This is a genomic window from Stutzerimonas stutzeri, assembly GCF_038561965.1.
Classification (GTDB): Bacteria; Pseudomonadota; Gammaproteobacteria; order Pseudomonadales; family Pseudomonadaceae; genus Stutzerimonas; species Stutzerimonas stutzeri_AA.
On the sequence record NZ_CP139348.1, the window covers coordinates 2,490,218 to 2,514,802 of the forward strand.

General features: G+C 54.7%; 15 protein-coding genes. 6 read left to right on the forward strand and 9 right to left on the reverse strand.

From position 1 onward, the window contains the following. Positions 1-105 precede the first annotated feature (105 nt). Positions 106-1,581, reverse strand: coding sequence for an FAD-dependent oxidoreductase (locus tag SM130_RS11285; protein ID WP_102825933.1), 1,476 nt, complete (start codon positions 1,579-1,581; stop codon positions 106-108). 288 nt (positions 1,582-1,869) lie between these two features. On the opposite strand from SM130_RS11285, the gene grxB reads away from it, so the two are divergent. Together grxB and SM130_RS11295 are read left to right on the forward strand one after the other, a co-directional pair. Then, entirely contained in the window at positions 1,870-2,514 is a 645-nt protein-coding gene (gene grxB / locus SM130_RS11290; RefSeq protein WP_102825932.1) for a glutaredoxin 2, read from the forward strand. Positions 2,515-3,095: 581 nt separating this feature from the next. Continuing rightward, complete coding sequence (locus tag SM130_RS11295; protein ID WP_102825931.1) at positions 3,096-3,551, forward strand: DUF305 domain-containing protein; 456 nt, start codon at positions 3,096-3,098, stop codon at positions 3,549-3,551. A gap of 480 nt (positions 3,552-4,031) precedes the next feature. Here SM130_RS11295 and SM130_RS11300 read toward each other — a convergent pair whose 3' ends face one another. The 8 genes from SM130_RS11300 to SM130_RS11335 all read right to left on the reverse strand — a co-directional run bounded on the left by SM130_RS11300 (position 4,032) and on the right by SM130_RS11335 (position 11,093). After that, a complete protein-coding gene (locus tag SM130_RS11300) occupies positions 4,032-5,768 on the reverse strand; it encodes a diguanylate cyclase (RefSeq protein WP_102825930.1) in 1,737 nt (578 codons plus the stop codon). A gap of 834 nt (positions 5,769-6,602) precedes the next feature. Next, entirely contained in the window at positions 6,603-7,055 is a 453-nt protein-coding gene (locus tag SM130_RS11305) for a DNA-binding protein (RefSeq protein WP_102825929.1), read from the reverse strand. Between the two features lie 176 nt (positions 7,056-7,231). Continuing rightward, positions 7,232-7,450, reverse strand: a complete 219-nt coding sequence (locus tag SM130_RS11310) for a hypothetical protein (protein WP_146029751.1) — start codon at positions 7,448-7,450, stop codon at positions 7,232-7,234. 100 nt (positions 7,451-7,550) lie between these two features. Beyond that, the gene (locus SM130_RS11315; RefSeq protein ID WP_102825927.1) at positions 7,551-8,480 is read right to left on the reverse strand and encodes a Kiwa anti-phage protein KwaB-like domain-containing protein; all 930 of its coding nucleotides are present in this window, start codon (positions 8,478-8,480) and stop codon (positions 7,551-7,553) included. 10 nt (positions 8,481-8,490) lie between these two features. Then, complete coding sequence (locus tag SM130_RS11320) at positions 8,491-9,078, reverse strand: hypothetical protein (RefSeq protein ID WP_102825926.1); 588 nt, start codon at positions 9,076-9,078, stop codon at positions 8,491-8,493. A gap of 255 nt (positions 9,079-9,333) precedes the next feature. Then, positions 9,334-10,362, reverse strand: coding sequence for a DNA-binding protein (locus tag SM130_RS11325; RefSeq protein ID WP_102825925.1), 1,029 nt, complete (start codon positions 10,360-10,362; stop codon positions 9,334-9,336). An 89-nt stretch (positions 10,363-10,451) separates the two neighbouring features. After that, a complete protein-coding gene (locus SM130_RS11330; protein WP_256044915.1) occupies positions 10,452-10,823 on the reverse strand; it encodes a hypothetical protein in 372 nt (123 codons plus the stop codon). Between the two features lie 111 nt (positions 10,824-10,934). Beyond that, complete coding sequence (locus SM130_RS11335) at positions 10,935-11,093, reverse strand: hypothetical protein (protein ID WP_256044914.1); 159 nt, start codon at positions 11,091-11,093, stop codon at positions 10,935-10,937. A gap of 136 nt (positions 11,094-11,229) precedes the next feature. Between SM130_RS11335 and SM130_RS11340 the strand changes: the two genes are divergently transcribed. The 4 genes from SM130_RS11340 (at position 11,230) to SM130_RS11355 (ending at position 24,577) form a co-directional block, all read left to right on the forward strand. Further along, a complete protein-coding gene (locus tag SM130_RS11340; protein WP_256044913.1) occupies positions 11,230-11,505 on the forward strand; it encodes a tyrosine-type recombinase/integrase in 276 nt (91 codons plus the stop codon). Between the two features lie 284 nt (positions 11,506-11,789). Continuing rightward, a complete protein-coding gene (locus SM130_RS11345; protein WP_258006880.1) occupies positions 11,790-18,212 on the forward strand; it encodes a hypothetical protein in 6,423 nt (2,140 codons plus the stop codon). An 8-nt stretch (positions 18,213-18,220) separates the two neighbouring features. Then, complete coding sequence (locus SM130_RS11350) at positions 18,221-21,007, forward strand: hypothetical protein (RefSeq protein ID WP_102826140.1); 2,787 nt, start codon at positions 18,221-18,223, stop codon at positions 21,005-21,007. A 9-nt stretch (positions 21,008-21,016) separates the two neighbouring features. Further along, the gene (locus tag SM130_RS11355) at positions 21,017-24,577 is read left to right on the forward strand and encodes a DEAD/DEAH box helicase family protein (protein WP_256044910.1); all 3,561 of its coding nucleotides are present in this window, start codon (positions 21,017-21,019) and stop codon (positions 24,575-24,577) included. Positions 24,578-24,585 lie beyond the last annotated feature (8 nt).

Below are 24,585 nucleotides of genomic sequence, written 5' to 3' on the forward strand. Positions count from 1 at the left end.
TAGTCGCGGTGAAGACTCCGACCAGGCCCTTGGCCGGCTTCAGCAAGCGCCGCGCCGGAAGCTCCGCTAGTTGGCAGATGCCGAGGGCGGAGACCGGCGCAACGATCAGATCGACTTGGCGGCCAGCGGCTCGATCGCCGGGCCGTGGATGACCTCGCCATCGGCCTGGAAGATCGACCCGTGGCAGGGGCAGTCCCAGGTGCGGTCGGCGTTGTTCCAGGTCACGCTGCAGCCCATATGTGTGCACGCTGCAGATACCGCATGCAGGCTGCCGGCATCGTCGCGCCACACCGCGAGCTTCTCATCGCCGCGGGTGATGACGCCGCCCTCGCCAGGGGCGATGGCCTCCAGATCATCAATCTGTGAATGACTGTCGCTGCTCTGGTTGAAATCGTCGGGAGAGGGGCGGTTGGGGTCGTAGAGCTGCTTCCATGGGCAGCGACCGGTAATGATCTGGCGCGCAATGCCCAGTCCGGCGGCGGTGCCATTGCTGATGCCCCAGCCATTGAAGCCGGTGGCGACGAACAGGCCGGGCGACTTTTCGCTGTCCGCCTCGCCGACGTAGGCCACCCGGTCGGCGGTGTCGTAATCCTCGTTGCACCAGCGCCAGACGGCTTCACTGACCGGCAGGTTGCTCCGTGCCCAGCGTTCCAGATCGACGAAGCGCTGGGCAACATCGTCATCCTGGCCGGTCTTGAAACGAGGGCCGAGCACGATGAACAACGGTCCGTGGTCATCCCGGCCCATGCGGATCGAGTGGGTTGGCTCGTCGATGCCAATGAACATGCCTTCCAGATGTGCACCTTCCTGCGGCCGGAAGGCCATCGCCACGTGGCAGCGCGGCTGGGTCGGGCTGGCGAGGTCGATCGGCGTTTCCACCGGCATGTGCGTGGCCAGAACCACCTGGTCGGCTTCTACGCTTCCGCCGTCGAAGCCGACCCGCCAGCGGTCATGACGCTCGAAGCTCGTCGCTCGGGTGTGCTGGTAGATGCGTCCACCCAGCGCCTGCAGCAAGGCGGCCAGGCCGATCAGGTAGCGCGCCGGGTTGAACTGTGCCTGGTCGGGAAACTCCAGCGCGCCGGCAGTAGCAAAGGGCAGCGGCGGCTGGTCGATGACCCGCGCCGCGAACCCCAGGCGATGCGCCGCTTCGGCTTCCTGTTCGATGGCCGCCCGCCAGTCCACCGAGCAGGCATAGGCGAAGGCCGACTGGCGCTCGTAGTCGCAATCGATGGCTAGGCTGGTGACCCAGTGGCGAATCCGCTCCACGGCTTCGCGATTGGCGTCGGCGTAGCACTGCGCCAGGTCCTGGCCGAAGGTGTCGATCAGGTAGCGATAGATCAGCGCGTGCTGCGTGGTGACCTTTGCAGTTGAGCGACCCGTGACTTGTCCACCCACCTCACGCGCCTCCAATACCACGACGGATTTACCGGCTTCGCAGAGAGTCATGGCGGTGCTCAGCCCGACGATGCCGGCACCGACCACCACCACGTCGCACTCGCTGTTGCCGGTCAGGCGCGGAAAATCGCTACGGGGGGCGCTGGCGGTCCAGCAGCAATCGGGCGTTGCGGATAGGGCTGGCATGGCAGGGTCCTCGTCGGCTGAGTCAATTGATCCGTCGACGTTTTCTCATCACCGCGTCGGTGAAGGACAAGGCGGCCCGGCACGGCGGCATGCCGGGTCCGGGCGTTTGCGAAACGTCGGACACTGTTCAGTAGAGCGACCCTGGCCCGGGCGGGTTCCTGACCATCTGGCAGGGCACCAAAAGCCAAGCCGGCTCGGTTTTTCCTCTCGTCGGCTGGCAGGCGCAGGAGCAAACGGATGCCATCGACTCCGGTCATCTGCTAGAACCCCCGACCGAGGATGTGACCGATGAAGCTCTACTACTACGAGCACTGTCCGTTCAGCGCCCGCGTGCGCATGATCCTGAATCTCAAAGGAATCAAAGCAGAACAGGTGGTGCTGCCGGCCGACGACGAGCAGACCATCAGCCAACTGATCGGCAAACATCAGATCCCGGTTTTGCAGCGTGACGATGGTTCACCGATGGCCGACAGCATGGACATCGTCAGATACCTTGATTCGCTCGATGGCCAGCCGATAATTCGTGAACCGGATACGCCCGCGCTGCACGATTGGCTGGACTCATTTGTGCCGAACCTGCAGTACCTCGGTTATCCGCGCTGGACGCAGATCGGCCTGGAAGAGTTCGCCAGCCCCTCGGCGTATGCGCATTTCCGGGAAAAGAAAAGCCAAACAATCGGCGACTTCGACGCGGCGCTTTCGCATACCGAAGCCAAGGCGCGCGAGGTCGCTGCACAACTTGAGCGCCTACCGCAGATCATCGATCTGACGCCGACCCACCAGCAACCGCGCTGGGATGACGTCACGCTGTTTCCCATGCTGCGCAGCCTGAGCGTGGTGAAGGCTGTCCAATGGCCTGCGGAAGTGCGGGCCTACACCGTCACCCAGGCGCAGCGCTGCGGACTCGACACGTTTTTCGACCGCGCATGCTAGAGCGCCTCGCGCCGCCTTGATGCAGCGGTATACCGACAAGTTGAGCGTCATCGCTGGCCGAGCGAGGCCCCCAGGCGCCAGGGCTGCTCCTGAACATCTATAGGTGGTCACTAGGAGCGCTAGTTCGCTCTGAGCGCCCTTTAGGGAACTGCCATGCCGGCCGGGCAACTTGGCTTTGATTACATTTCTGTAAGGGAGACGATTTACAGGAAACTCTTACTCGTTGCTTTGTCTTTATGTAACAAGCGCCGATTCTTCATAGGGTCTGTCGTAGTTGTTAAAAAAACGAAGTTTTAAGCGCTAGAGACTAGAACTGTATCGCCTGGGCCTGGCGGGGATTGTTGTTGGCGCGGCGGCTTCTTTATTCCGATGCATACACACAGTAGCCCGCGCCCCATTCGCTAATCTCCCTTCGTTCGTTGGTTAGTCCAACCGCTATGGCAACGAACGCGAAGTTTTACGCCGGCCAAGCATGAGATACAGATGCCGGCGATTCGGGCTCCCGGCGAGCTCCGAAATGCCAGTACGCCGGCGGTGCGACAGGCAAGTGCACGCGGGCACCACTAGAGAGGAAAACTATTATGCAGATGTCCTATTGGCGCTTCGCCGTCATGATCGCAACTTCCATCGTCGTGATGTTCGGCTTGATGTACCTGAACACATACGCACTTGAACATGTGTTCTGGAGCGAAACACGTACTTGGATGGCTTTTTTGATGGGCGCTGCCATGGCCGTGATCATGTTGAGCTTCATGCTCAATATGTATAAGAACAAGCGCATCAATATCGCTATATATATCGGCAGTGCCGTTGTGTTTGCCTTGACGCTCTGGTTGATTCGCAGTCAGGCCACCGTTAGTGATACGGACTATATGAAGGCGATGATTCCTCACCATTCGATCGCGATCCTGACCAGCGAGCGGGCGCAGATTACGGACCCACGGGTACGCAAACTGGCTGACGAAATCATCGAAGCGCAGCGTCGTGAAATCGCCGAAATGAAGTACTTGATCAACGATCTCGAAAGGGACAACTGAGCACCTGACACGGGTAGGGCAGCAAGGCATTACCTCGCTGTTGCTAGGCAGTTCTTAGCGTCATGTCCCAGCCTGCCATATCGGACCGACCTGCAACGGAGAACGTCCCGCCTTCGTCTAGGTTCCCTCGCCCTTCGAACTCGCCAACAGACATTGCGGATCTGCGATACGTCGTCAAACATAAACTCGGCAGCCACAGAGGGAGACCAGAGGGGAGGGCGGGTCGTACTGTCGATCGCTGAAGCATCCGAAAGACGTAATGACACATACATCGGCTCGACCAGAGGCAGTCGGCATTTCAGGCACTAGTAAATTGAGACGCCCAATGCGGGTTGCCCGCAGCACCACCAGTAAGATGGGTTCGCCTAAATCAAGATTCGTCTGATTGAGCATGGGCAGGTGGAAGAGGGCACAGCAGATACGCGAGCTTGCTCAACCAAAGGGAGCGGTTGAGTTACATATTTCGAACGACCCGCTCGGTCACGCACTTACCCCATCAGCCAACGTTTGCCCGCGGGGAATTATCGCGGGCTCTGCCTGGCACGCGCGGTTGCGCCCGTTTTTCTTGGCCTGGTACAGCGCACTGTCGGCACGGCCGAGCGCAGACTCGATGTTCTCTAATGCGGTATCGATCTCCGCAACACCAATGCTTACCGTGACCTGAATCGTCTCGCCTGTGCTGGTAGCGACTTCCAGCACCTGCACTGCGCAACGGATGCGCTCAGCATATTGGCTTGCCTCCATGACGTTAGCGCCTGGCAGCAAAACGACAAACTCTTCGCCGCCCAAACGAGCCACCAGATCAACGGTGCGACTTTCTTCTTTCAATGCTTTCGCCAAGTGCTGAATGACCTTGTCGCCACAGGCGTGGCCGTGGGAGTCATTAATGCGTTTGAAATGATCAATGTCGAGCGTCACGATCGATATCGGAGCTAGGCCGTCTCTGGCCAGCTTGAGCAAATAATCTGACTCTGGAAAGAAGAACCGACGGTTATACAGTTTGGTCAGCGGGTCAGTGGCGGCCTGTTTCTTCAAGTCCTCTTGGGAGGCGCGCATATCTTCCAGCAGTTTGATTCGATGGGAGATGATGAATGCCAGCGTCAGCGCTTCGAGCACAATACCGATGCCCACCCCATGACTACTTATATAGCTCGGTGGGAGGATTCCTTTATAAGTGAGTACGGCGAGAACATTGAACAGTACGAAGAAGCTGTGGCCGATCAAGAAGTACTTCACGAGTGGATGGCCCTTGCGATACAGCGAGATGCTGACCGAAAAGGTGACCAACATCATCAGCGCCGCCAGACTGCTCGCCGGCTTGAGGGCAGCTGAAATATCGAAACACGACCATATGAGGGTCACCGTCAGGAGCACGATCAATGCCTGTAGAAGGCGGTGCTCGGTCGGGTAGAGCAGCTTGGTCTCGAAGATCGAAATCATGAACAACAGCAAGAATATGGGCATTGTAAGCAGCGACATGTTCAGCTGGAAAACAGCGTCACCATATCCATTGAAAACGCTGGCAATTAGCCCGTAGGAGAGTGCGATCCAGGTCAGGCCAGAAATAAGATAAAGCGAATAGTAGATGTTCTCCCGGTTGCTGGTAGCGAAATACAGCAACGCGTTGTAGAACACCAAAGCGAGCAGCATGCCGACCATCAGGGCGATATCTGTGTTGATACTTACCAAGGCCAGGCGCGACGCTCTTTCGTTATAAATATCGACCGCAAACCATTGATGCGAGTAAGAAACGCTGCGCAAGTACAGCGTGGTGGACTGCTGTGCAGGAAGCGCCAGTGGGAAAACTAAAGTGCCACGAAACATTAAATCGGAACCAGCAGCTCGGTTCATATCAAGCAGTTCGCGCTGCCGCAGTTCGCCGTCTCGTTCCTCATAGATTTCAACTGAGCGTAGATGGTAGGCATGCGGCAGATGGACGAACAGCCGCTGATCCGTATCCGATGCACTGCGCAGATTCAGCCGGTACCAGGCGACCCTCGCATCAGCCCCAAGAGAGGTCCGGTTGCCGGTTTCTTTGAATGGCTGGGTTCTGGCTTGTTCAAAGGTTAGTTTGTGCGAGGCATCGACAAGGTAGCCCATTCGGAAGTCAGTCAGCTTGACCGGCACCTCGTCAATTACGACCTCTGGCGCTGCCGATGTCTGCGCCGCTGCGAGCAGAAAAACAAACGCGAACAGTACCTGCTTATATAGATCCATCTGCCAAAGCCTATCTAATGTTCGCGTGTGCTCGGGTCAATATATGACGCGACGGTCCCTTGATGGAAATATACGCAAAACGGACATCAATCACATTCTAAAAAAATCACCTACAAGGTATGGAGTTCGCCTGGAACACGCTCACGGCGTGTGGCAGCGAAAAGCAACTGAGCATCCCTGATCGTATAGCGCCTCGATTACTGAAAGGTGCGCGCACTAAAGTCTGATTCTTTGGAGGATGCGACCGTTGCCCAGACCATCATCCATTGGCTTGGCAAGACCTGACCATCCACAGTGAAAGACCAGTCCCTAGGCGCAGACGGCACGCTTACCTTATTTCGCATAATCTATATTATGTTAAATGATGGATTTAGATCAGACGATGGGGTCTGCTTCTTTATATGCGTAGCGTTTCTTCTGTTCGTATAACTAAATTTTAGAATTTTCTGCAACTAAACCCTAGAAACGGGCTTCTGTCCTTCCATTCTAGAGTTTAGTTAACGTTTTTACCGGTTTGAGCCGCGGGAAATGTCTCACATCCGCCGATTCTAGAGTTTAGTTGGCGACGCAGCCCATGGGATTTGACAGACCGAGGCCTCGTTCTTCCATTCCAGAGATTAGTTAAAAACTGGACGCACTTGGTTCGAGCCGCCATACGGTTTCCAGGCGACGTAGCTTAGGCTAGTCGATGCTCTGGAGGCGGCTCTGATTGTTGGGTGCGTGGGGCGTGAGGGTCATGTGCTGCTCGCATCGGCTGCGCGCTCATGCAGCTTCAGTTGCGTTGTCACCTCAATCAAACGCTCCTGAAGCCCTAGTGTATGCAGAGCTTGCCTCTCAGAGGCTTTGCGCAGGTTGTCCGCTTCGCCCTGGAAGGACTGACAACGCTGCTAGGCGCGCGTCTTTGTCATCGTTAGCTTGGGTCAGCCGGACATAATCCAGCTGGGCCAGCTGGTGTTGATGCTGTGCTTGGTTCAGGGCTTGCTGCGCGACATTGAGCTGCTCCGCAAGCCTTGCGAACTGGCTTTCCAGCTGCTGGATATGGGCTTCGGCTTGCCTGATCTGATTCTGGTAGTCGAGCCGCTCCCGTGCCAGATGCTCTCGTTCCTGGGCTATCGAAGCCTCGGCTTCTTCCACTAGCTGATCAGCGAGATGGCTCACCAGGCTGACCAATTGCTCGCTGAGCTGAAGCTGGCCCTCTGCCCTGCCCCCTTCGGTCTCCTCGATCTCTTTTAGGTCTCGGTGGTTAGTTTTTTCTGCTCCCCCCAGCACTGTCTCCAGTGCTCGCATTGCTCGAAATTCTCAAGCGCGCATCCAAACCCTATTCAACGTCGTGAACCCTGGGCTGCCGAGTGCGTTCTGCTGTACACACCTTGCAGGTCCGTGATGGTCATGTGGGTGTAGATCTGAGTGCTTTCGATGCACTGGCGCCCAATCGACTACGCCATAGCAATCCATCTCGCTAGCTAATCGATTCTGTTGACCTGGGCCGCCGACATATTCTTTGGGAGGCCGTAGCTCTGCCGCACGAGCTCAATCGCCTGCTCGATAGAGATCGAGCCCTCTACAAAGCGCGCCAACTGTTCTGCTGCAATCGGCGCCTGCTGACCGCCCTCCAAGGCGATCGTCGTCCGAGCATATCGGGCAGCAGCCTCTCGGCGCTTTTGTTCAGCGCTAGAAATCACGACATGTCTCCTCATGGATATCCCGCTATGCCGGATGGGACCACCTCCTGCAAGCAGGACAATGATCTGTCTAAAAGCGCATCTGGCGTGAGTCTGCTCTTTAGTTTACCGCCACATCCGCAGCATTTTGGACGTCATACACACGGTGCGAGAAATGCGACATCAAACGGTGATCCAGTAGAGCTTGGAAAATATCCTTGCAGGTCTCCGGCGACGGCACAATCTTACCAACGTCATCAAAAGTGATGTTCAAACTAAACTGTGCATGGGCTGCGCGCAGGCTCGCCATAAAATCAGGGTTGCGATAGTGCCCTTTCTGGCGAATAGCCGATGCCCTACGCAATTGCATTTTGTTGTCCCCCACATAAGCAATCAGCGGTTGCATGTCGGTGAATACTTCAGAGAACTCCGGTTCAGCTTGCAGCGCGCCGAAGTCCTCTTTATGTGCCTGCTTGTAACTAAGGATGGACTCGAAGCTTGGCTTTGAGCAAACGAGAACATCCTCCCCAACGATGAAGAAATCCACGTATTTGGACAGGTTGAACCCCGGTTTATCATCGAGCCCCAACTCATGGTCGGAGAATACGGCAGAAATGATCTTGAGCGACTTCTTCGCCTTCCACGAATCATCCGTGCGCCGCACGGCATAAATCACTTTATCGCCCGAAACCAGCTTCAACGCGTAGAAGCCCGCATTGCTGATGTCTTTGAGGTTGATCACCTTCTTCGCTGCAACCTCATCGACAGCCTGCGCCACAATCAACCCTGCATGGGTTTCCAGGGTAGTGATCGTCAGCACGCTAGCCTCGTTGTTCTGCGCAAGCAGGCCGTATTCCTGCGTCTCGTTTATACCTTCACAAGTCGTCTGCACTGCCGATTTGATGGCCTCATTCAACGCATCGCTGGTGTCCACCCAGCGGCCGGTAAAGACAGGTCTTTTGTCCTTTCCGGTCGACTTCTTGAAGGTCCACAGCGTCACTGTGGCGTGTTCCAGATCGAATTCCTTGAGAGTTTCTAGCGCTCCAGCCATGGCGTATTCCTTATTCTTTGATGATCAACACATCCTCGAGGGCGCGTTGTTTATGGGTTTGGTTGGGAAACAGGTCGACCTTCGACAAACAGACGCCGCTAAGGACATTCGGGCTCTGCGCGAAGCGATAGCGAATCTCGTAGAGCTTCCAGCCAAAAACGATTAGGAGCGGGTTGAGGATGATCTGGCCAGACTTGTGGGTGATCCAGAACAGCCACGCCAAGAAAATTATGAAACCAATGAACTTGCTGGTTTCCTGATAATCCAGGCTCATGAAAGACACCACATAAGGCAGCACGTAATTCATCAAATCCGAAGGAATGTGTCGAGCCTCCTCGATGGCCACCTCCAGCCTCGGCTTAACGCAGGTCAAAGTAAGCAGGGTAAAGAGAAAACACATCAAACAGACTGCGAACAACGACAACGCCATGAGCGGATTCCGTAAAGGGATGTGACACTGGCTGGTAAAGGCCAGCCAGTCACTGCACCACGGTAAGGACAGCGCTTCATACTGGTAGTCTTGTGTCAGCAAGATCACGCTCAGCGGCAGGTAGGAGCCGATGTAAATCATTGCTGCTGCGTGCGTGCGAAATTTCATATGTATGCCTACTTCCCTGCCTATCCCGATCCTATTGTTTCATTTAGCGTACTAGCGGCCCAAGCAATTGCGTAGTCAGGGGCTGCGTCGGACGCCGTGCCTTCGAGGCTGCAGGGGGACGCCTCTTGGCGCTGCAGTTTCAACGCTGCTGTAGCCTCGGCAAGGCTTATCTGTAGGCTCTGTACGCGCTGGGTCTGCGTCGAAACGACTTCGCTGTCCGTTCATTGGCAGTCTCGGGTAGTGTCATCTGCCCCCCTACTCAGCTTCTGGCCTCAGTGTGCCGGATCTTTTGCTACGTGCGCCATCGCTGTTCGCAAGCGGTGCCCCGAGTAGCTTCAGCTGTGCAGCGGCTTCGATCAAACGCTCCTGCAGACCCTGCGCTTGCTGTGCCTGAATCACGGAGGCTTCGCCCAGCCGGGACACTTCCTCCTGCAATGTGCGACAACGCTGTTCCAGGGTTTCATTCGTGCGCTCAACGCCGGTCAGTGCGCTCTTGGCGGTTTCTAGGGCCTGGGTCTTCTGCGCCAGAAGCTGTTGTTGCGCATGCTGCTCTTTCTGCAACTGCCGCGCCTCGGCGAGCAGGCGCGCATTGTCGCGGTTCAGTTGGGTCAGTTCGTCCTGCTTGATTATCACGGTCTGCTGAAGTTGCCGCAGCTCCAGTTGCAGTTGTTGCACCTGCGACTCGTGTCGGCGCTGTTCTTGCTCACGCTGCTCTTTGCTGGCCAGGCGATAGTGCTCCAGAGCATCGCGGGCATGCTGATGCTTTTCCTCCAGCGAGCGAATTTGGCTGTCGCGGTCCTGCAGGCGCGCGTCCTGATCGCGGTTAGCCTGCACCAGGCGGGCATTCTCAACCTCGGACTGCTGGCGTTGCTGCTGTTCCTGCTGTAGCGCTTGCTGAATTGCCTGAAGCTGTTCCGTGACCCCGCTGCACTGACTTTCCAGTTGCTGGATACGGCTTTCAGCCAGCCGAGTCTGGTTCTGGTAGTCGAGCCGCTCACGTGCCAGTTGCTCGCGCTCCTGGGCCACGGCGGCCTGCGCGTCCTCCTTTAGCTGATCCGCCAACTGGCCGACCAAGTTGGCCAACTGTTCGCTGAGCGGGATCGCGGCCGTATTCCGGCCGCGCTCGGCGTCTTCGAGCTCTTTCAAGTAGCGGTGAATGGTGGTTTTCGAGCCGGTGTTGCCCAGTTCGACGCGTACCGCGTCGATGCTGGGGTTCTCGCCCCGCGCCAGGATGGCCTGTCGCGCCTTCTGAACCAGCGCCTTGTTAATACCGCCACGGGCCATGGTGTGCTCCTACGATTTCGTAGTGGATTACATACCATGTATTTACATGCCAAATTGATCTGAAGTAAAGCCGGATTCAGTGGCTTAAATCAGATAAAGTAATGAAGACTTATCGAATGGTATAGATGAAAACTGCGGTCAAGCTGTGGCTTTTCAGTACGGTTGGTGGGCGTCAGGTGATGACTGAGGTAGATCGCTACATACAGGCTGGTACCCGGGAGAACACCCGGCGCAGTTATCAATCGGCCGTAGAGCACTTCGAAGTGACCTGGGGTGGGTTCCTGCCGGCCACCAGCGACAGCATCGTGCGCTACTTGGTCGATCACGCTGATAAGCTGTCGATCAACACCCTCAAGCAACGCCTGGCAGCGCTCGCTCAGTGGCACAGCAGCCAGGGCTTCCCCGACCCCACCAAAACCCCAGTTGTCCGTCAGGTACTCAAGGGCATTCGTACCCTGCATCCTGCTCAAGAAAAACAGGCAGCGCCTCTGCAGCTTAACCACCTCGAACAGGCCATCGCCTGGCTGGATAAAGAAGCAGCACGCGCGACCGCGCAAGCTAACCTAGGAAGGCTACTGCGCTGCCGTCGCGATGCCGCCTTGATCCTGATCGGCTTCTGGCGTGGCTTTCGCAGTGACGAGTTGTGTCGCCTGCAGATCGAGCAGATCCAGGCCAAAGCTGGTTCCGGCATGGAGTTGTACCTGTCGCACAGCAAGGGGGATCGCCAGCACCTTGGGACTACCTATCAAACGCCCGCATTGAAACGACTCTGTCCGGTACAGGCCTACCTGGACTGGATCAGCGTGGCCGGCATTGCCCGTGGACCGGTGTTTCGCCGGATCGATCGCTGGGGGCATTTGGGTGAGAATGGCTTCCACCCCAACAGCATCATCGCACTCCTGCGCCAGATCCTGCGGGGTGCTGGTGTACCGCAGTCACTCACTGCGTCGGGGCTTTGCCACCTGGGCTACGGCGAATGGTTGGGACATCAAATCGTTGATGACCTACGTGGGCTGGAAAGACATCAAGTCAGCCATGCGCTACATTGATCCCGCCATTTCCTTTGGCGGCTTAGCCGCGAAGCAGACCCTTGAGCCTAGCGCCAATACGTTGACTCAGCTGACGCCAACTCAGCAATCCTAGTGGAGGAGTGCCTAGCCATACGCAGGTCGCCGAATGCTATCCGCGCATACCCCCCCGCAAATGCTGGCCCTACCTCCCCCGCTATAGTAGCGTTGCGCCATCCGTCCGGAGTTATCGACTGGAAAGCCACTCCTAGAAGCCTTGCGAGCAAGCGGTGACTAGCCAAAATTCGAGTACGAGGCACTCATCTGGCCGATTAAGCGTAAGAGGTTCTCCGCTCATAAGTCTCTAAGTCGGGCCTTTAAATCACTGCTATTTCTCTATGAATAAGATATGGAAGTCCTATGTCAAATCTGATTTCTGAAGTCAAAGTCAATCATGCTCTGCTTGATCAGTTTGTGAAGGACGGCCCAGGCTTGCCTGATCATGTAATGTTAAATCCTAATACTGGCGAGCGCGATATATCTGTGCTCGAAAGAATTATTGGCATGACTAGAGCAATCCGGCGAATGGAAGCTGCAAAGCACAAACCTGGCGCTCGTGTAATAGATTTCCATAAGTCCGCGCCCGGCCGGATGCTACTTCTAATTAATGACTTATATCTGGCACAACAGAACTGCAGTCAAAAAACCAAGAGCAATAATGCGTATCGAAGCTGGGAGATGATTGTCTTCAGGCGGATTAATAACAATTGGTACGATCCACAGGGGATTGCGGCTGAGCGATTTAAAAAGATGTCGGAGGAAGATCAGCGCGCACTGGAGGCGATGGCTGAGCCACGACTTTCTTGGATGCAAGGTGTAAAAAACACCTCAGCTCAGACAATTAAATTCATGGAGAGTCGCTGGTACTTTCAACAAATCTCAGGAATGGTGGGTCTTCTACTGGATCAGTTGCCTAAATGGCATACATTAAGCAGTGACGAAAAGTTGATACTGGCAGATGGTGTGTATGCATGCGCCACTCCTTTTGGTACTGATATATTAGGTGTGTTTATTTCGCAACAACCAGAGCTGATGAACTACTACTCTGAGATACTGAAAGATGCAAGAGCAATCAAGGAGGAAGAGCCCGCTGAAGTTAAAGCAGATTCTGCTGAATTTATCGAGCACTCGTCCTCTCTGAGTCTCCCAGCTCTCTATAGTGAGCTATTCAAGATTGCCGAGCAGGCAAAAACCGATGCAGGTAATCTCAAATACGCTGAGCAAATCGAGCTGCTCATTACCTCTAATCTCCCACGGTTAAAGCAAGAGTACTCGCTGGGAGAGGATGTTATTCGGAATATCCTGACTGAATGCATTAGCGTGCTGGAAGAAATTGGACGTAACGTCCCTTTGCTTGAGTTCGAGGACGAAGAATTTTTGTCCGCCTTCCGGTCGGCATGGCTCCAGTTCTTCAATATGCGGTTGATGGAAGAGGTGCCGAAAACGCTTCTGCAAGACGTGGCCATGGAGCGCTACACAGGTGCCGAAGAGATCAAGCATCGCTTTAAGATCGCCGAAAGCGTACTTGTGTCAGCCGAGACTGAGCTCGACGGGCTCAATGAAAAAATTAAGACTGCAAACTTTCGCGAGAAAAGCGATCTGCGTAACAGCATCACTCAGGCCGAAGAGCTGAGGGTGACGGGGAATAAGCAGAACCAAGAAGCAGAGAGCGACGGCTACAACCTGTTGCTGCCGCCAGGCTCCTTTATTGACTCGCTGCCGGAAGGACAATACGTGCAGCTGACCCCTGAGCTATACCACCCGACCACCAAGGCCGCCTTGAAAGCATGGTCATGGAACCCAGAAGCTGCTCATGCCGTAATCGTGGAAAAGGAAGAGGCACTCTCCGCAGAAGCCAAAGAAATTTCAGCACCGGAGGCCGAGTTCATCCCAGTAGAGAATGAGAAGCCTGAGGTCATCTCTGCAGAAATTTCAGCTGCCGAAAAACTACTGGATAGCGTAGCTGAAGAATCACGGGCTCCTGCCAAAGTTGGGGATGTGCCAGAAGAGTCTGAGCACAATCCAGAAAAAGATGTTCCGTTATCTGAGGAGGTAACGGCGGTGTTAGCGGCGGAACCGCTGCCGGAAGAAGAAGTGAATGTTTCCCAATACATGGGAACGCCCATGGAAGCTCGTCTGAGGTTTGAACACTGCAAGCAATCAATGGGCTTTGTTCCAGCCATAGCCGCGGAGAATATCGCTCTATTGTGGCTTAGGCAGGGTCATCTACCGCTGGCCAGCAAGACGTTGGAGGTAGCGGGACGATTAAATCTGGATGGTGAATTATTGTCTCTCTCGCTGGTCCAGGCAGCTTATCAAGGCATGCATGTCTGGAGCGGTAATACCTCGACAGTGACGCGCATCATGCAGAGCATGAACCAACTTTCCTCTGACGTAATAGAGGCATGGATAGATCGGCGGCCCGGTGGGCGTGTAGTGCCCTACCTAGTATTTACAGCCACCTTCCAACCAACAATTTTTACCGGGAACATGACAAGTGCCCCTCGGTTACTCGCATCAGTAGCCTCGTACTTTGATGGCCCGATTGTTCGCATGATTGATGAGCTAGTCGACTTCTCTAGCCGCAATCTCCGTCTCGATGTGGACACTTTAAGAGAACAGCCCAAGGGGGATGACAAAGAAAGCCGGAGCAAGTTGGCGGTACGGCTTATTGAATGGCATGACCGTATCCAGAATAAGCAAACGGGCTGGGCACCTGCCCGCAAGGCCATGAAGGAATGCCTAGAGCATGAGGATTTTGCGCTCGCTTACAACAGCATCACAAAGGATGATGTTTTGGCGATCAACCAGGTTCGTGAATTCGCAGACAAGTATCGGGATCAGGAAGAGCAAAATCGCCTGATGCATACCGAAATTCTGAAGGTGATGAACGAAAGCACGGCAGCCCCACAAATCGAAGGAAATGCCCGCAACTGGTTTCTGCGTACACTGGAAGAAGTCGTCGCTATCGCAGATAAGTGGGTTGACGGCCACATTCAGCAGGGACAACGCAATAATGAGGCGAGCAAATTTGCTCGTCGGTTTGTGACGATGGCTACCACTGCCCTGAATCATGTCTCTGAGCGCCTCAAACGCACGGACGACCTAGAACAGCAGGCAGGTCTTAGTATTTTGAAAAACACTCTTGATCGCGTATGTCAGGTTGCCGAAGGTAAGGAAGACATACAGTGGGAAGGACGTCGTGTCATTGGATGGTTGGCATGGCCAACAGAGTGGTTGGAAAAATCCGATGCGGATGGTGCTGATCAACAATTGAGTCTGCTTTGCTCGCTGCAAGAAAAAGGATTTAACTCTGAAGCACTGGCAGATGAGGCTCTGGAGCGCAAAAACTTCCGGCATGCACTTCTGCTCGCGCTGCATCATCAGGAAGATCTCAAACAGCCTATCCCTGAGAAGATAGAGGCGATCAAGCGTTTGTTCTCTGCAGACGTGTTCAACTGCAACAACCGCAGCGTTCGACTGAAGGGTTTACTAGACAATGCCAACGTAGCATCTCTGATAGACGACGAACGCCATTACCAGCTTCGGTCTGAGCTAGAACATCTTCAGGATCAGCTAAAACATCTTCAGATGTTAGATGACCTTTGTGGGATACATACCAATCTCAATGAGCTGGAATCGAGCATTGAATCTAAGTTCGCAGCAAAGAAAGAAGAGCTTCTAGCTTCGTTGGATATTTTAGTTAGTCAATCACGAGTGGAGCGTGGGGTGGACTGGGTGCCGGTCACATGGCTGGAACAGCTCAAGACAGCACTCTCGATGCACGACACCACAGTTGCAGAGGAGATGTTGGAGCACCTTAAAAGCTCGCTTGAGACCGGGACGTCGCTAGCCAGCACGGCAGAGACTGGAACAGAGTTACTGAAGCAGTTCCTCTTCATCGAGCCGACACTGTATGAAGTGTTAAATGCCAATCACAATCCCCGTGAGGTCATTCGGCATTTGGCAAGCGAAAAGATTGAAGGGTTGTCACTTGAGGCCCTGCCGGCCTACTTCAAGCACGGCATCGAGGATCTGGTCAGCCTACGTCGACGAGTGAAGTCACTGGACAAAGCCACCTACGAAGAATTGGTGCATGTTCTGCACGCCTTAGGACTGGAAGCAGTAAATCCGTCGTTCAGTGGAGCAATGCAGCAACGAACTGGCTTTTCGACACACAACAAGTTCTCTCGACTGGTGATTCCGGTAAAACGTAAGGAATCCGGACGCGGCATTGTGTTTTTCAGTCAGAAATCGGAAGAGCAATCCGTAAATATCCTGTTAGCGGCGGGCGACTGGACGATTGCAGAATTACGCACCCTCCTGAACGAGCATGTTCAATCCTTGCATGATCGAACCATCCTACTATCCGGCAGGGCGTTGACGAATAATGATCGCAATGAGCTGGCCACCTTTTCCAAACGGGAGAAGCACACGCTCTTCCACGCGGATCCAGTTCTGCTTGCAATGCTTGCGGGCCTGAATGTACCTGACACGGTGCGGCTCAAGACATTCCTGCAGCTCAGCCTGCCGTGGACGTTCTTCAATCCTTATACCGGCAACCAAATGCAGCCGGCACCACCTGAAATGCGCTATGGCCGCCAGAATGACATAAAGATGCTGACCACCATGCGCAATGGTGCGGCAATGATCTTTGGTGGTCGCCAGCTCGGTAAGACAACGCTGCTCAACGAAACCCAACGACGCTTCCATGACCCTGAGCAACGGCATCATGCTTACCTGCATCAGATGGACGGGAATCTTGATCGGGCCAACCTGTCAGGAGATGAGCTAGAAAAGCACCGCAAGCTGGTCTGGAAAACGATCTACAACTATGCGGTTGAAAGTGGGTTGGTGAAAGAGGCTTTCGGGCTGGATACAGCCGGGATGGTAGCTGCTCTACAGGAGTACTTCCGTAGGGAGAACCCTGATGCACTTATGGTCTGCCTGGATGAAATCGATCCAATTCTCGGTCTCGACGCAGCCAACGGCTTCCGTATTTTTCGTGAACTGAGCGGGCTGGTAAACAACAGTAATGGTCGCTTCAAGGTTGTTATTGCGGGCTTGGAAAACGTACGCCGTTTCGCGGATGCACCGAATTATCCGCTGCATCAGTTAGGGAGTGCCATTCAGGTCTCGATCATGAGTCCGATGGAGGCTTTGCAACTGATCCGCGAGCCTCTGGCGTATCTGGGTTATGAGTTTGAGTCTCCCCTACTAATGAACCGCATTTTGGTAGAGACGAACCGCCATCCGGGCCTGATTCATATTTTCTGTCATGAACTCATTCGGATGCTGTGTGCTCGCCATCAGAACCCCATCGGCACACTAAAGATCACTACCGATGACATTGAACAGATCCGCAAGGATCCGAGTATTCGCGAGCTGATTTGCGATCGCTTCGATATCACTCTCAACCTCGACCTACGTTACAAACTGATTGCCTACAGCTTGATTGCACAGAGCAAAACCACGTTCTCTCCGAGTCGCGCCAAGGCCATTGTCGAAGAGTGGGCTCCGGAGACTTTCCAACCAATGACTGAAGCTCAGTTCGAGGCTTTCCTGGATGAGCTTTGCGGTCTTGGTGTGCTGCAGTACATGCGCCGTACCGAAGGAGGTAAGGAATATGCGCTGCGTAACGCCAACATCATGAATTTGGTGGGTGGTGCCAAGAAGATCGAAGACAAGCTATTAAGTGCAGTGGAGGCCATTAACGACGATGACCCGCTGTCGGGGCATGCTTTCCCGGAAAAAGCTACTCGCCCTTCCCCTCTTACGCTGCGTGACGAGAAGTTACTCATCAGCGAAGAGAAAAAGGAGAAAACCCATCATAACTCGGTGGAAGCACGCTCCTCGAATTACTCGGTAGGCATTATCACCGGCTCAGAGGCGCTGGGACTCAATCCTCTGTGGATGGTGGAGTCCCTGCTGGCTATTGGGGAAGAAGAGCCGCCGATCAATAACAACCCCTTCGGCCGTTACCTACCAGCTCACAAGAAGGACACGGATTTTGCAACGGTAGGTGATTTCAAGAAACTGCTGAATGAAAGTGTGCTGGGGGTTCAGGCACTCAGTAAACACATCATGCTGTTTGTAGAGTTGACTGGCGACAACCCCATTAGCCACACGCTGGACTTGCTGGATGTGGCCCATGAGGCGCGGCTAAATACGAATTTGAAACGTAACCGTGTCCGTGTGATTTTCCTGATGACGCCAAAGGCGCTGTGGCAGTGGGAAGTACACCCGGATCTGACGGTAGGCCGTGAGTCCATGCAGCCATTTGTGGCGCTGGATGTGTGGAAAAAGACGGCGCTTGCTCATCTACTGAACAAGCTGGGACTGGAAAATACTTCCACGTCTGTGGAGATGCTCGCCAACTTCAGCCAGGGTTGGTACTTCTCGCTGGATAGGCTTCTGGAGGCAAGGAAAAAGAAGCCCGATGTGGTACGCGTGGGGGCATTCGGCCAAGCCTATTCGTCACTGCTACATGCCAAGCCGAAGAGTCTGGAAGAGTTCCTGAGCAAGGCGGGTGTCTCCTGCGTGAACTGGGCACAGCCGATCCTGACCGCTTTATGTGAAGAAGAGCGGTTCGATGAGGATGATCTGGCACTTCAACTGATGGAGCAGCAATTCGAGGTGAACCCGAAAGAGGCCCTACGCTGGCTATCGCGCCTGCGCCTGGTTGAGCCCATAAAGGTGGTGTCAAAACAGAGCACCTATCGGGTACCCGCCAGCATTAAGGCGGCACTACTGGTGAAATCCGGACAGGAAGCCAAGGCCTGATAATGAACATGCATAGGGACAGTGCAACCTTGCCGGAATGGTTGGCGGCGATGCAGGAGTCGTGGGGAGCGGTTCCTGCCGGCGACTTGCTGGAGCAGTCGTCCCAAGTCTGGGAATCGTTGAAATTGAGCGCTCCGGACAAGGCAGAAGCGGCTAGCTTTGCCATGGTTGGTCGCGCCTTAAAGTACGGCCAGTCGATGGGGGTTGCTCTGCCAGTTCTGAGTGGCGACGGCACCACGCGCTTGATGGTGTATCTGCATCGGCTTCGCCTAGACGCGCTGCAGGGGGGGATTCGTTCGCCATGGCTCAACCCGGGAAACGTAGAGCAGCATCCAGACATCGTCTTTATCTCACGGCCTCGTGCGGGTTTTCAGGAGCTATCGCGGGTGGCTGCGTTGCATGCCCGTATCTTGCGACCAGGAAGTCTAAAAGCGCACAAGGGTGGTCACACATCAGAAACTCTGGTGGTTGACGGTGCCTCTGACCTGATGGAACTCACTGATCTCATCGGCAAGGAAAGTCGTCCCTTCGTCCTTGTGCTAGATGGGACTCGCGGGGGTAACGAGGGCATCTGGGCAGTCGATAGCGCTCTTGAAGAATGCTTTCCGGAAACACCACGCATTGTTCTGTTATCTCTGGGCGACAGCGATTCTCTTACCAAAATGAGGCAAAACCGCACCCGCACCCATCTCTGGGTCATGCGACTGGATGACAAAGCGGCCCTTTACCCAGAGGCATCCTCTACGGCCACATTGCAACTGGGGGTGATTAGTGACGATGCCGCCAACTCCGGATTAGAGAGTCTCGCCGCGCATTTTTTCCAGCTCCGGCGGGAGCTGGAAAAATCTAGGGATCCGATCCTGAAAGAACGGTTGGCCATCATTGGAAAAGTATTCCGGGCCCTGAACGAACTGATCGTTCCCCTCCCCCGTCTGGAGGACGCCCTGCAGGTTGCTACGCGACCAGGTTTGTTTCCAATTCGCTGCCTGGAACGCTGGCTGGTGATCGCCGGCCAGGGTAGCTGCCAATATGGCGATACCGAGATGGGCTCGCGTAGCCTGATCACGCAGATGTCGGAGTTTCATGGCCTACTGATGCAAGGCGTCTCAGGGAAAGCCGGCTGGTTACGTGAGCACTTGCGGATCTGTCGCATAAATGGAGTTCAGACCCTAATCCTGTGCGGTAGTCCGCATGAAATCACCGCGCTGGAGAGCTGGTTGGATGACACGCTCGATCCAGGCTGGAGCGAAACGATACATATTACCGCTATGGATGGAGTGAGATCCTATCGGCAGCAACGCGACATGATGGATGAGGTGATCATAACTGGGATGCTATGGCCGAGCCGCCAGCACTGGCTCGCGACACCTTGCAAAAAAATGACGTTTCCTGTCTACGCCTATGAAGTCACACAGGTGCAACGTCTGCTGCAGCGATGGTGGCAGGAAAATGGGGCGGCCAGCCGCCCGGATGGCGACAAGCTCAGGCACTGGCGCTTGAACTGGGGGGCAAGCCGTTGCGAAGACAAGGAAACTAGGACGCAGCCCCTTACTCTGCAGATCATGAACTGCTTGGATCACAGCCAGTATCCGCCCCGGAAGCAGCATGCGACGGTTCCAATAAAAATGGAGTTGGATAACTGGCTTGATCTGTTATTGGAAGAACCGGCTGAGCCTAATCGCTCGGTAGATAGCGGCGAAAGTCTGAGCCCCGATCTCGTCTGGATCACCACGACAATAAATGACCTTCCGTTACCTTGGGGCAAGACACGACCAGTACTGGTGCTTAAGAACGAAGACATTCACCCCACCCTACCGGAGTATCTGGATGAAGGAGACCAGATCATTCTGCTCAAGCAGACCGAGGAGCGTCTGGCTACCCAGGAAAAGCTATTCGAGATAGTGGCAGAGACTGAAGGCATGCAGCAGTTCATAAGGGCGGCAAATCGCTGGAAATCACTGGTGAACGTGGTGTCGGCCCGTTTCAGACCTCACCAGGTGCAGCCGCACCTCAAAAAAGAGAACGTCATTATCGGCGATGCAGCGATCGCCAACTGGTATCGGCACAAGGTATATGGTCCGCGTGACCGCGCTGCTGTGCTGGTGTTTGCACGACTGGCAGGAATAAAGGAACCAGAGAAAGCCGCCGGCTACATATCTAACGGCATAGAGCAGCTACGCAACATGCATCAACATGTGGGGCAGCAACTACGTAAGGCTCTGCTGGAACGGAGCAAGGGTGCCACCACAATCACCATAGGCAAGCTGACTATGGACGGATGCACCTTTGACGACATGATCGAGATCGCAATCGTGGAATCAGTTCGGCTGCCGACGACCCAGTTGGTGGCGGCAGCCAAAGAGGAAGGGTTGACCGAGATTGCCGAAAGCATCATGGCTCAGCATCCGAAACGGATTCATTTTACGGTGCCCGCGCTCAAATCGATGCGCGATTCAGTCTACCGTGATGTGGACAAATTCCGAGCCTGCCTCTCGCTAATGGCTACTGAACTCTATGAGCACTACCGGGACAGAAAAGGACGCCTGCATGATGTGCTCGAAAACTTCAGGCGGGAGAGCATCGAGTTCCAGCCCAAGATATCTAGTGTGACCATGGGCCAATATGCCGATAACCGAAAATACAAAGGCAGATCCGCAGATATAAACAGACACTTCTGTCTGGGGAACGCCCGCGACCCGATACGCACTCTTCGCATTCATTTTGACTGGGATGATGAAGACAAGCTGCTTGTCATTCATCACGCCGGCAAGCATCTGGAAACTACGCAATCATAGGGATGTTCTATGGCACTCAAATACCGTGAGGAAATGAGGCTCACCGCCGCCTTCCTGAAGGAGATGCGCCTGCGGCTGAGCGACAAGGACGCGGATGTGCTTACGCCAGAAGGCAAGCACTATGACTGCGTGGAACCCAACCGACTGAGCCTCGTGGGTTGTCTGGGGCCTCTACCGGACCCGGATTACAGCGGCCCGCAACCCCCAAACTCCGTTGGCATTGTCCTGCTGGTCTCGCCAGGTGTCAGTGATACCGTCAAATGTGAACTGTCTGGTCAGTTTGATGTAGTGCATCGTTACATCCCCGACCTGACAAGCATGGAGAGGGATCTGGTACAGGACTCCGCCGCTCCACGTAAAGGCCAGATCATCTCCATGGCCTTCAAGCGTTACACGGTCTGCTTTTCCGGAATCAATCTGGTGTTTGATCCACAGAGGAGCAATGAATGGGTGTCGGGTAAGGTTGAGATGGCGGCTGTCATGAGGGTCGAAGAAAAACGCTGGCTTAATGACCCCCGCATCATGCGTCGCTGCCATCTGAATCCAAGTGGGGGGGCCAAGTTCAACTTCGAGTGGAGCGAAGCAGCACTCGGCAGCCAGGAAGGGCTGAATCGCGCTGTCTATGGTCAGATCATTGAGCACCCTGATCGGATACTGGATTACCAAGTGAATGTGCGGGGTCGCCTGCGCCCTACCCCAATGGCGTTCGGGGAAGCAATGGGCGGACGCTATCTTCTGGAGTTGTTTCTCGAAAATCAAACCACGACGACTGATGCCCGCGCCTTCGGCGTGGAGTTCCCTTATCTGCTAGATGCTCGTCTGGCTGTGGATTTGGTGACGGGTGAAAGCCACAAGGTACCGCATCGCCTGCAGCCAGAGGATTATCGATACCGCGATGATGATGGACTACCCGGTTATGGCATCAGCTGTGCTGTAACCCAGGAGGGCGAGAAACGGTTTATCACCGATGGCATGCCCACATCGGCACAGGCTCGCGTGGATGCCCCGCTACCTGAAATGGTCGGTATGCGACATCCACCTCACTATACAGTGCTCTCGAGTGATCCCCTGCCGGTGCTTGATGATTTCCTGACGGCGCTGGATAACTACCTGGGACTATGGGCGAGTCGTATTGCCTCTCTGGAGACTACCGGGCTTATGGCTGACCGTGATGTTGCCATGGCAGACCGTGACGCTTTTCAGGGGGAAATTGACCGGATTCGGGACGGGGTGGAGCTGCTGCGCAAGCATGATGACTTACGCCAGTGTTTTCAGTGGATGAACGTGGCGATGGCAAGCGCCATCAGAATGCAGGGCAAGAAGTTTATCGGTTGGCACTTATTTCAGCTCGGCTTCATTCTCACCCAAATACGCTCGATTTATGAACGCCATGCCCCTGTTACCGAATTACGGGGAAGCACAGAGGCAGCCGATGTGCTGTGGTTTGCTACCGGGGGCGGCAAGACTGAGGCGTATCTCGGTATTATCAGCATGGCTATGCTACATGGGCGCCTTAAAGGTCGCGATTATGGCACCACAGCCTGGATTCGGTTTCCGTTGCGTATGCTGTCAGTCCAGCAGTTCCAGCGGCTCTCCTATGTACTGGCGCAAACTAACCAGATTCGTCAGCGCGAACGCTTGGGCGGTTGGCCATTTACCATTGGCTATTACACCGGAGATGGCACGCCCAATCGCATAAGCAGCAACTATGGTGAAGACGCATACAAGGGCTTTTTACCTTCGATCAGTGATGATCGCCTTAAAACCTACCAGTTCATCAGCGACTGCCCGTATTGCGGTACCGCTGGTTCTATCGGCGTACAAAAGGATCTCGAACGCGCCCGTATCAAACATGTGTGCAGCAACCAGGAGTGCTGGTCCAATATTGAGGCGGAGGCCGGTCACCATGGCGAAGGCATCCGAGGAGAAATAGGCATCTATATCTCGGATGAGGAATGTTATCGCTACCTGCCCTCCGTGCTGGTTGGCACGGTGGACAAGCTGGCGGTCATTGGCCACAACAAACGCTTCGTGAATTACTTCGGGGGAGCTCGTTTCTTCTGCCCGGAACACGGCTTCTCACATACATCGAAGTGCGAGCATCGTCGCATAGTGAAGAAGAACGATGCCTGGGAAGGCAAAGAATGCGGCAACAACACTCGGACGAGTGACCTGAAAGTGGTTCCGGTGGCCCCAATGAAAGACCCCGGATTTGCTCTCCTTGTCCAGGATGAGCTTCACCTGCTGCGCGAATCTTTGGGGAATTTTGATGCTCACTACGAGACTCTGCTGAATACCCTGCAAGTCAGTCACAAGGGACGCGGCCCCAAAGTATTGGCGGCTACTGCCACCATCAAGGACTTTGAAGATCACATCCATCACTTGTACCTGAAGCAAGCCATACGCTTTCCAGCGCCAGGCGTCACACAGGGAGAGTCGTTCTACGCCCGCAAAGCGAAGGATACCGAAACCGGTACGAGTCTCATCCGTCGGTGGTTTGCCGGAATCCTGCCTATCGGTCGCGGCAAGATTGCCATGCAGGCTGTCGCGGAAGTCAGTTCCCGCTTTCTGGATCAGGTGGATGAATGGAGAAGCCGTCTGGCAAATGCTGATGAAACCCTTTTGACCCAGATGGGATTATCGAAGGCACAGGCAGGCGATGCGCTGGGCTATATCGAGAAGAACCTGAATACCGACCTGGTCTACGCGAACAGCAAACGGAACATCACCGAAGTTATGCGTTACATGGAAGAAGTAAATAGTAAGGCAGGGACAGAACGAGACTTCCGCTTACTCGATGGGGAAACCCGCCTGGACATGATTCTGGATGCAATTCATCACGTAGAGACAAAAGACGCAGATGACACCTGCCGGCATATCATTGCCACCAGCGTAGTTTCCCACGGTGTCGACATTTCTGAACTGAATTTCATGGTGATGGCGGGCTGGCCGAAATCGACCGCCGAATACATCCAGGCCTCTGCCCGTAGCGGACGTGTGCACCCCGGGATTGTGGTCTGCGTGCTGTCCTCTCATCAGTTGTTCGAGTCAGGAGTTTTTATGAACTTCGGGGACTACCATACCTTCCTTGATCGCCTAGTGGACTCAGTACCGATCAACCGGTTTGCCCCGAATATTCTCGAACGGACACTCCCTGGGGTCATCTCGGCTGTATTGCTTAACTGGGCGCCGCAACAGACGTGGGGCAACGAGCTGAACAACAAGGTTAAACCCTTGGTGTCCTTGCTACGCACGACCAATGGCGGGGCCATTGCCGATGAAATCAAAAAGGTGGTGATCAACGCATTACGGATGCCAGCAGCACTGGAATCTAAATTCGATCCACGGGTGATTGCAGGATTCAATGCGTCGCTCAAGGAGCGTGTCGATAACGCACTCTATGAACTAGAAAACTGGCCGGGCAGCAAGAATGACCAGACGTTGAGCGAAGCCCTCGGCGACATATTTGGATATGCCCCATTCCGCTCGTTTCGTGACATCGAAAACCAAATTCTGATCAAGCCCAGCAATACCACCGCGGATCAGGTTCTGACGGCATTGGCCAGGTAAGGTGGACG

Coding starts and splice junctions, on each gene's coding strand:
- SM130_RS11330 (WP_256044915.1), bottom strand. CDS start 10,823: ATGCAGGGTACGAATGCCCTTGAGTACCTGACGGACAACTGGGGTTTT.
- SM130_RS11325 (WP_102825925.1), bottom strand. CDS start 10,362: ATGGCCCGTGGCGGTATTAACAAGGCGCTGGTTCAGAAGGCGCGACAG.
- SM130_RS11320 (WP_102825926.1), bottom strand. CDS start 9,078: ATGAAATTTCGCACGCACGCAGCAGCAATGATTTACATCGGCTCCTAC.
- SM130_RS11355 (WP_256044910.1), top strand. CDS start 21,017: ATGGCACTCAAATACCGTGAGGAAATGAGGCTCACCGCCGCCTTCCTG.
- SM130_RS11340 (WP_256044913.1), top strand. CDS start 11,230: ATGGCTTCCACCCCAACAGCATCATCGCACTCCTGCGCCAGATCCTGC.
- SM130_RS11345 (WP_258006880.1), top strand. CDS start 11,790: ATGTCAAATCTGATTTCTGAAGTCAAAGTCAATCATGCTCTGCTTGAT.
- SM130_RS11295 (WP_102825931.1), top strand. CDS start 3,096: ATGCAGATGTCCTATTGGCGCTTCGCCGTCATGATCGCAACTTCCATC.
- SM130_RS11285 (WP_102825933.1), bottom strand. CDS start 1,581: ATGCCAGCCCTATCCGCAACGCCCGATTGCTGCTGGACCGCCAGCGCC.
- SM130_RS11315 (WP_102825927.1), bottom strand. CDS start 8,480: ATGGCTGGAGCGCTAGAAACTCTCAAGGAATTCGATCTGGAACACGCC.
- SM130_RS11350 (WP_102826140.1), top strand. CDS start 18,221: ATGCATAGGGACAGTGCAACCTTGCCGGAATGGTTGGCGGCGATGCAG.
- SM130_RS11300 (WP_102825930.1), bottom strand. CDS start 5,768: ATGGATCTATATAAGCAGGTACTGTTCGCGTTTGTTTTTCTGCTCGCA.
- grxB (WP_102825932.1), top strand. CDS start 1,870: ATGAAGCTCTACTACTACGAGCACTGTCCGTTCAGCGCCCGCGTGCGC.
- SM130_RS11305 (WP_102825929.1), bottom strand. CDS start 7,055: ATGCGAGCACTGGAGACAGTGCTGGGGGGAGCAGAAAAAACTAACCAC.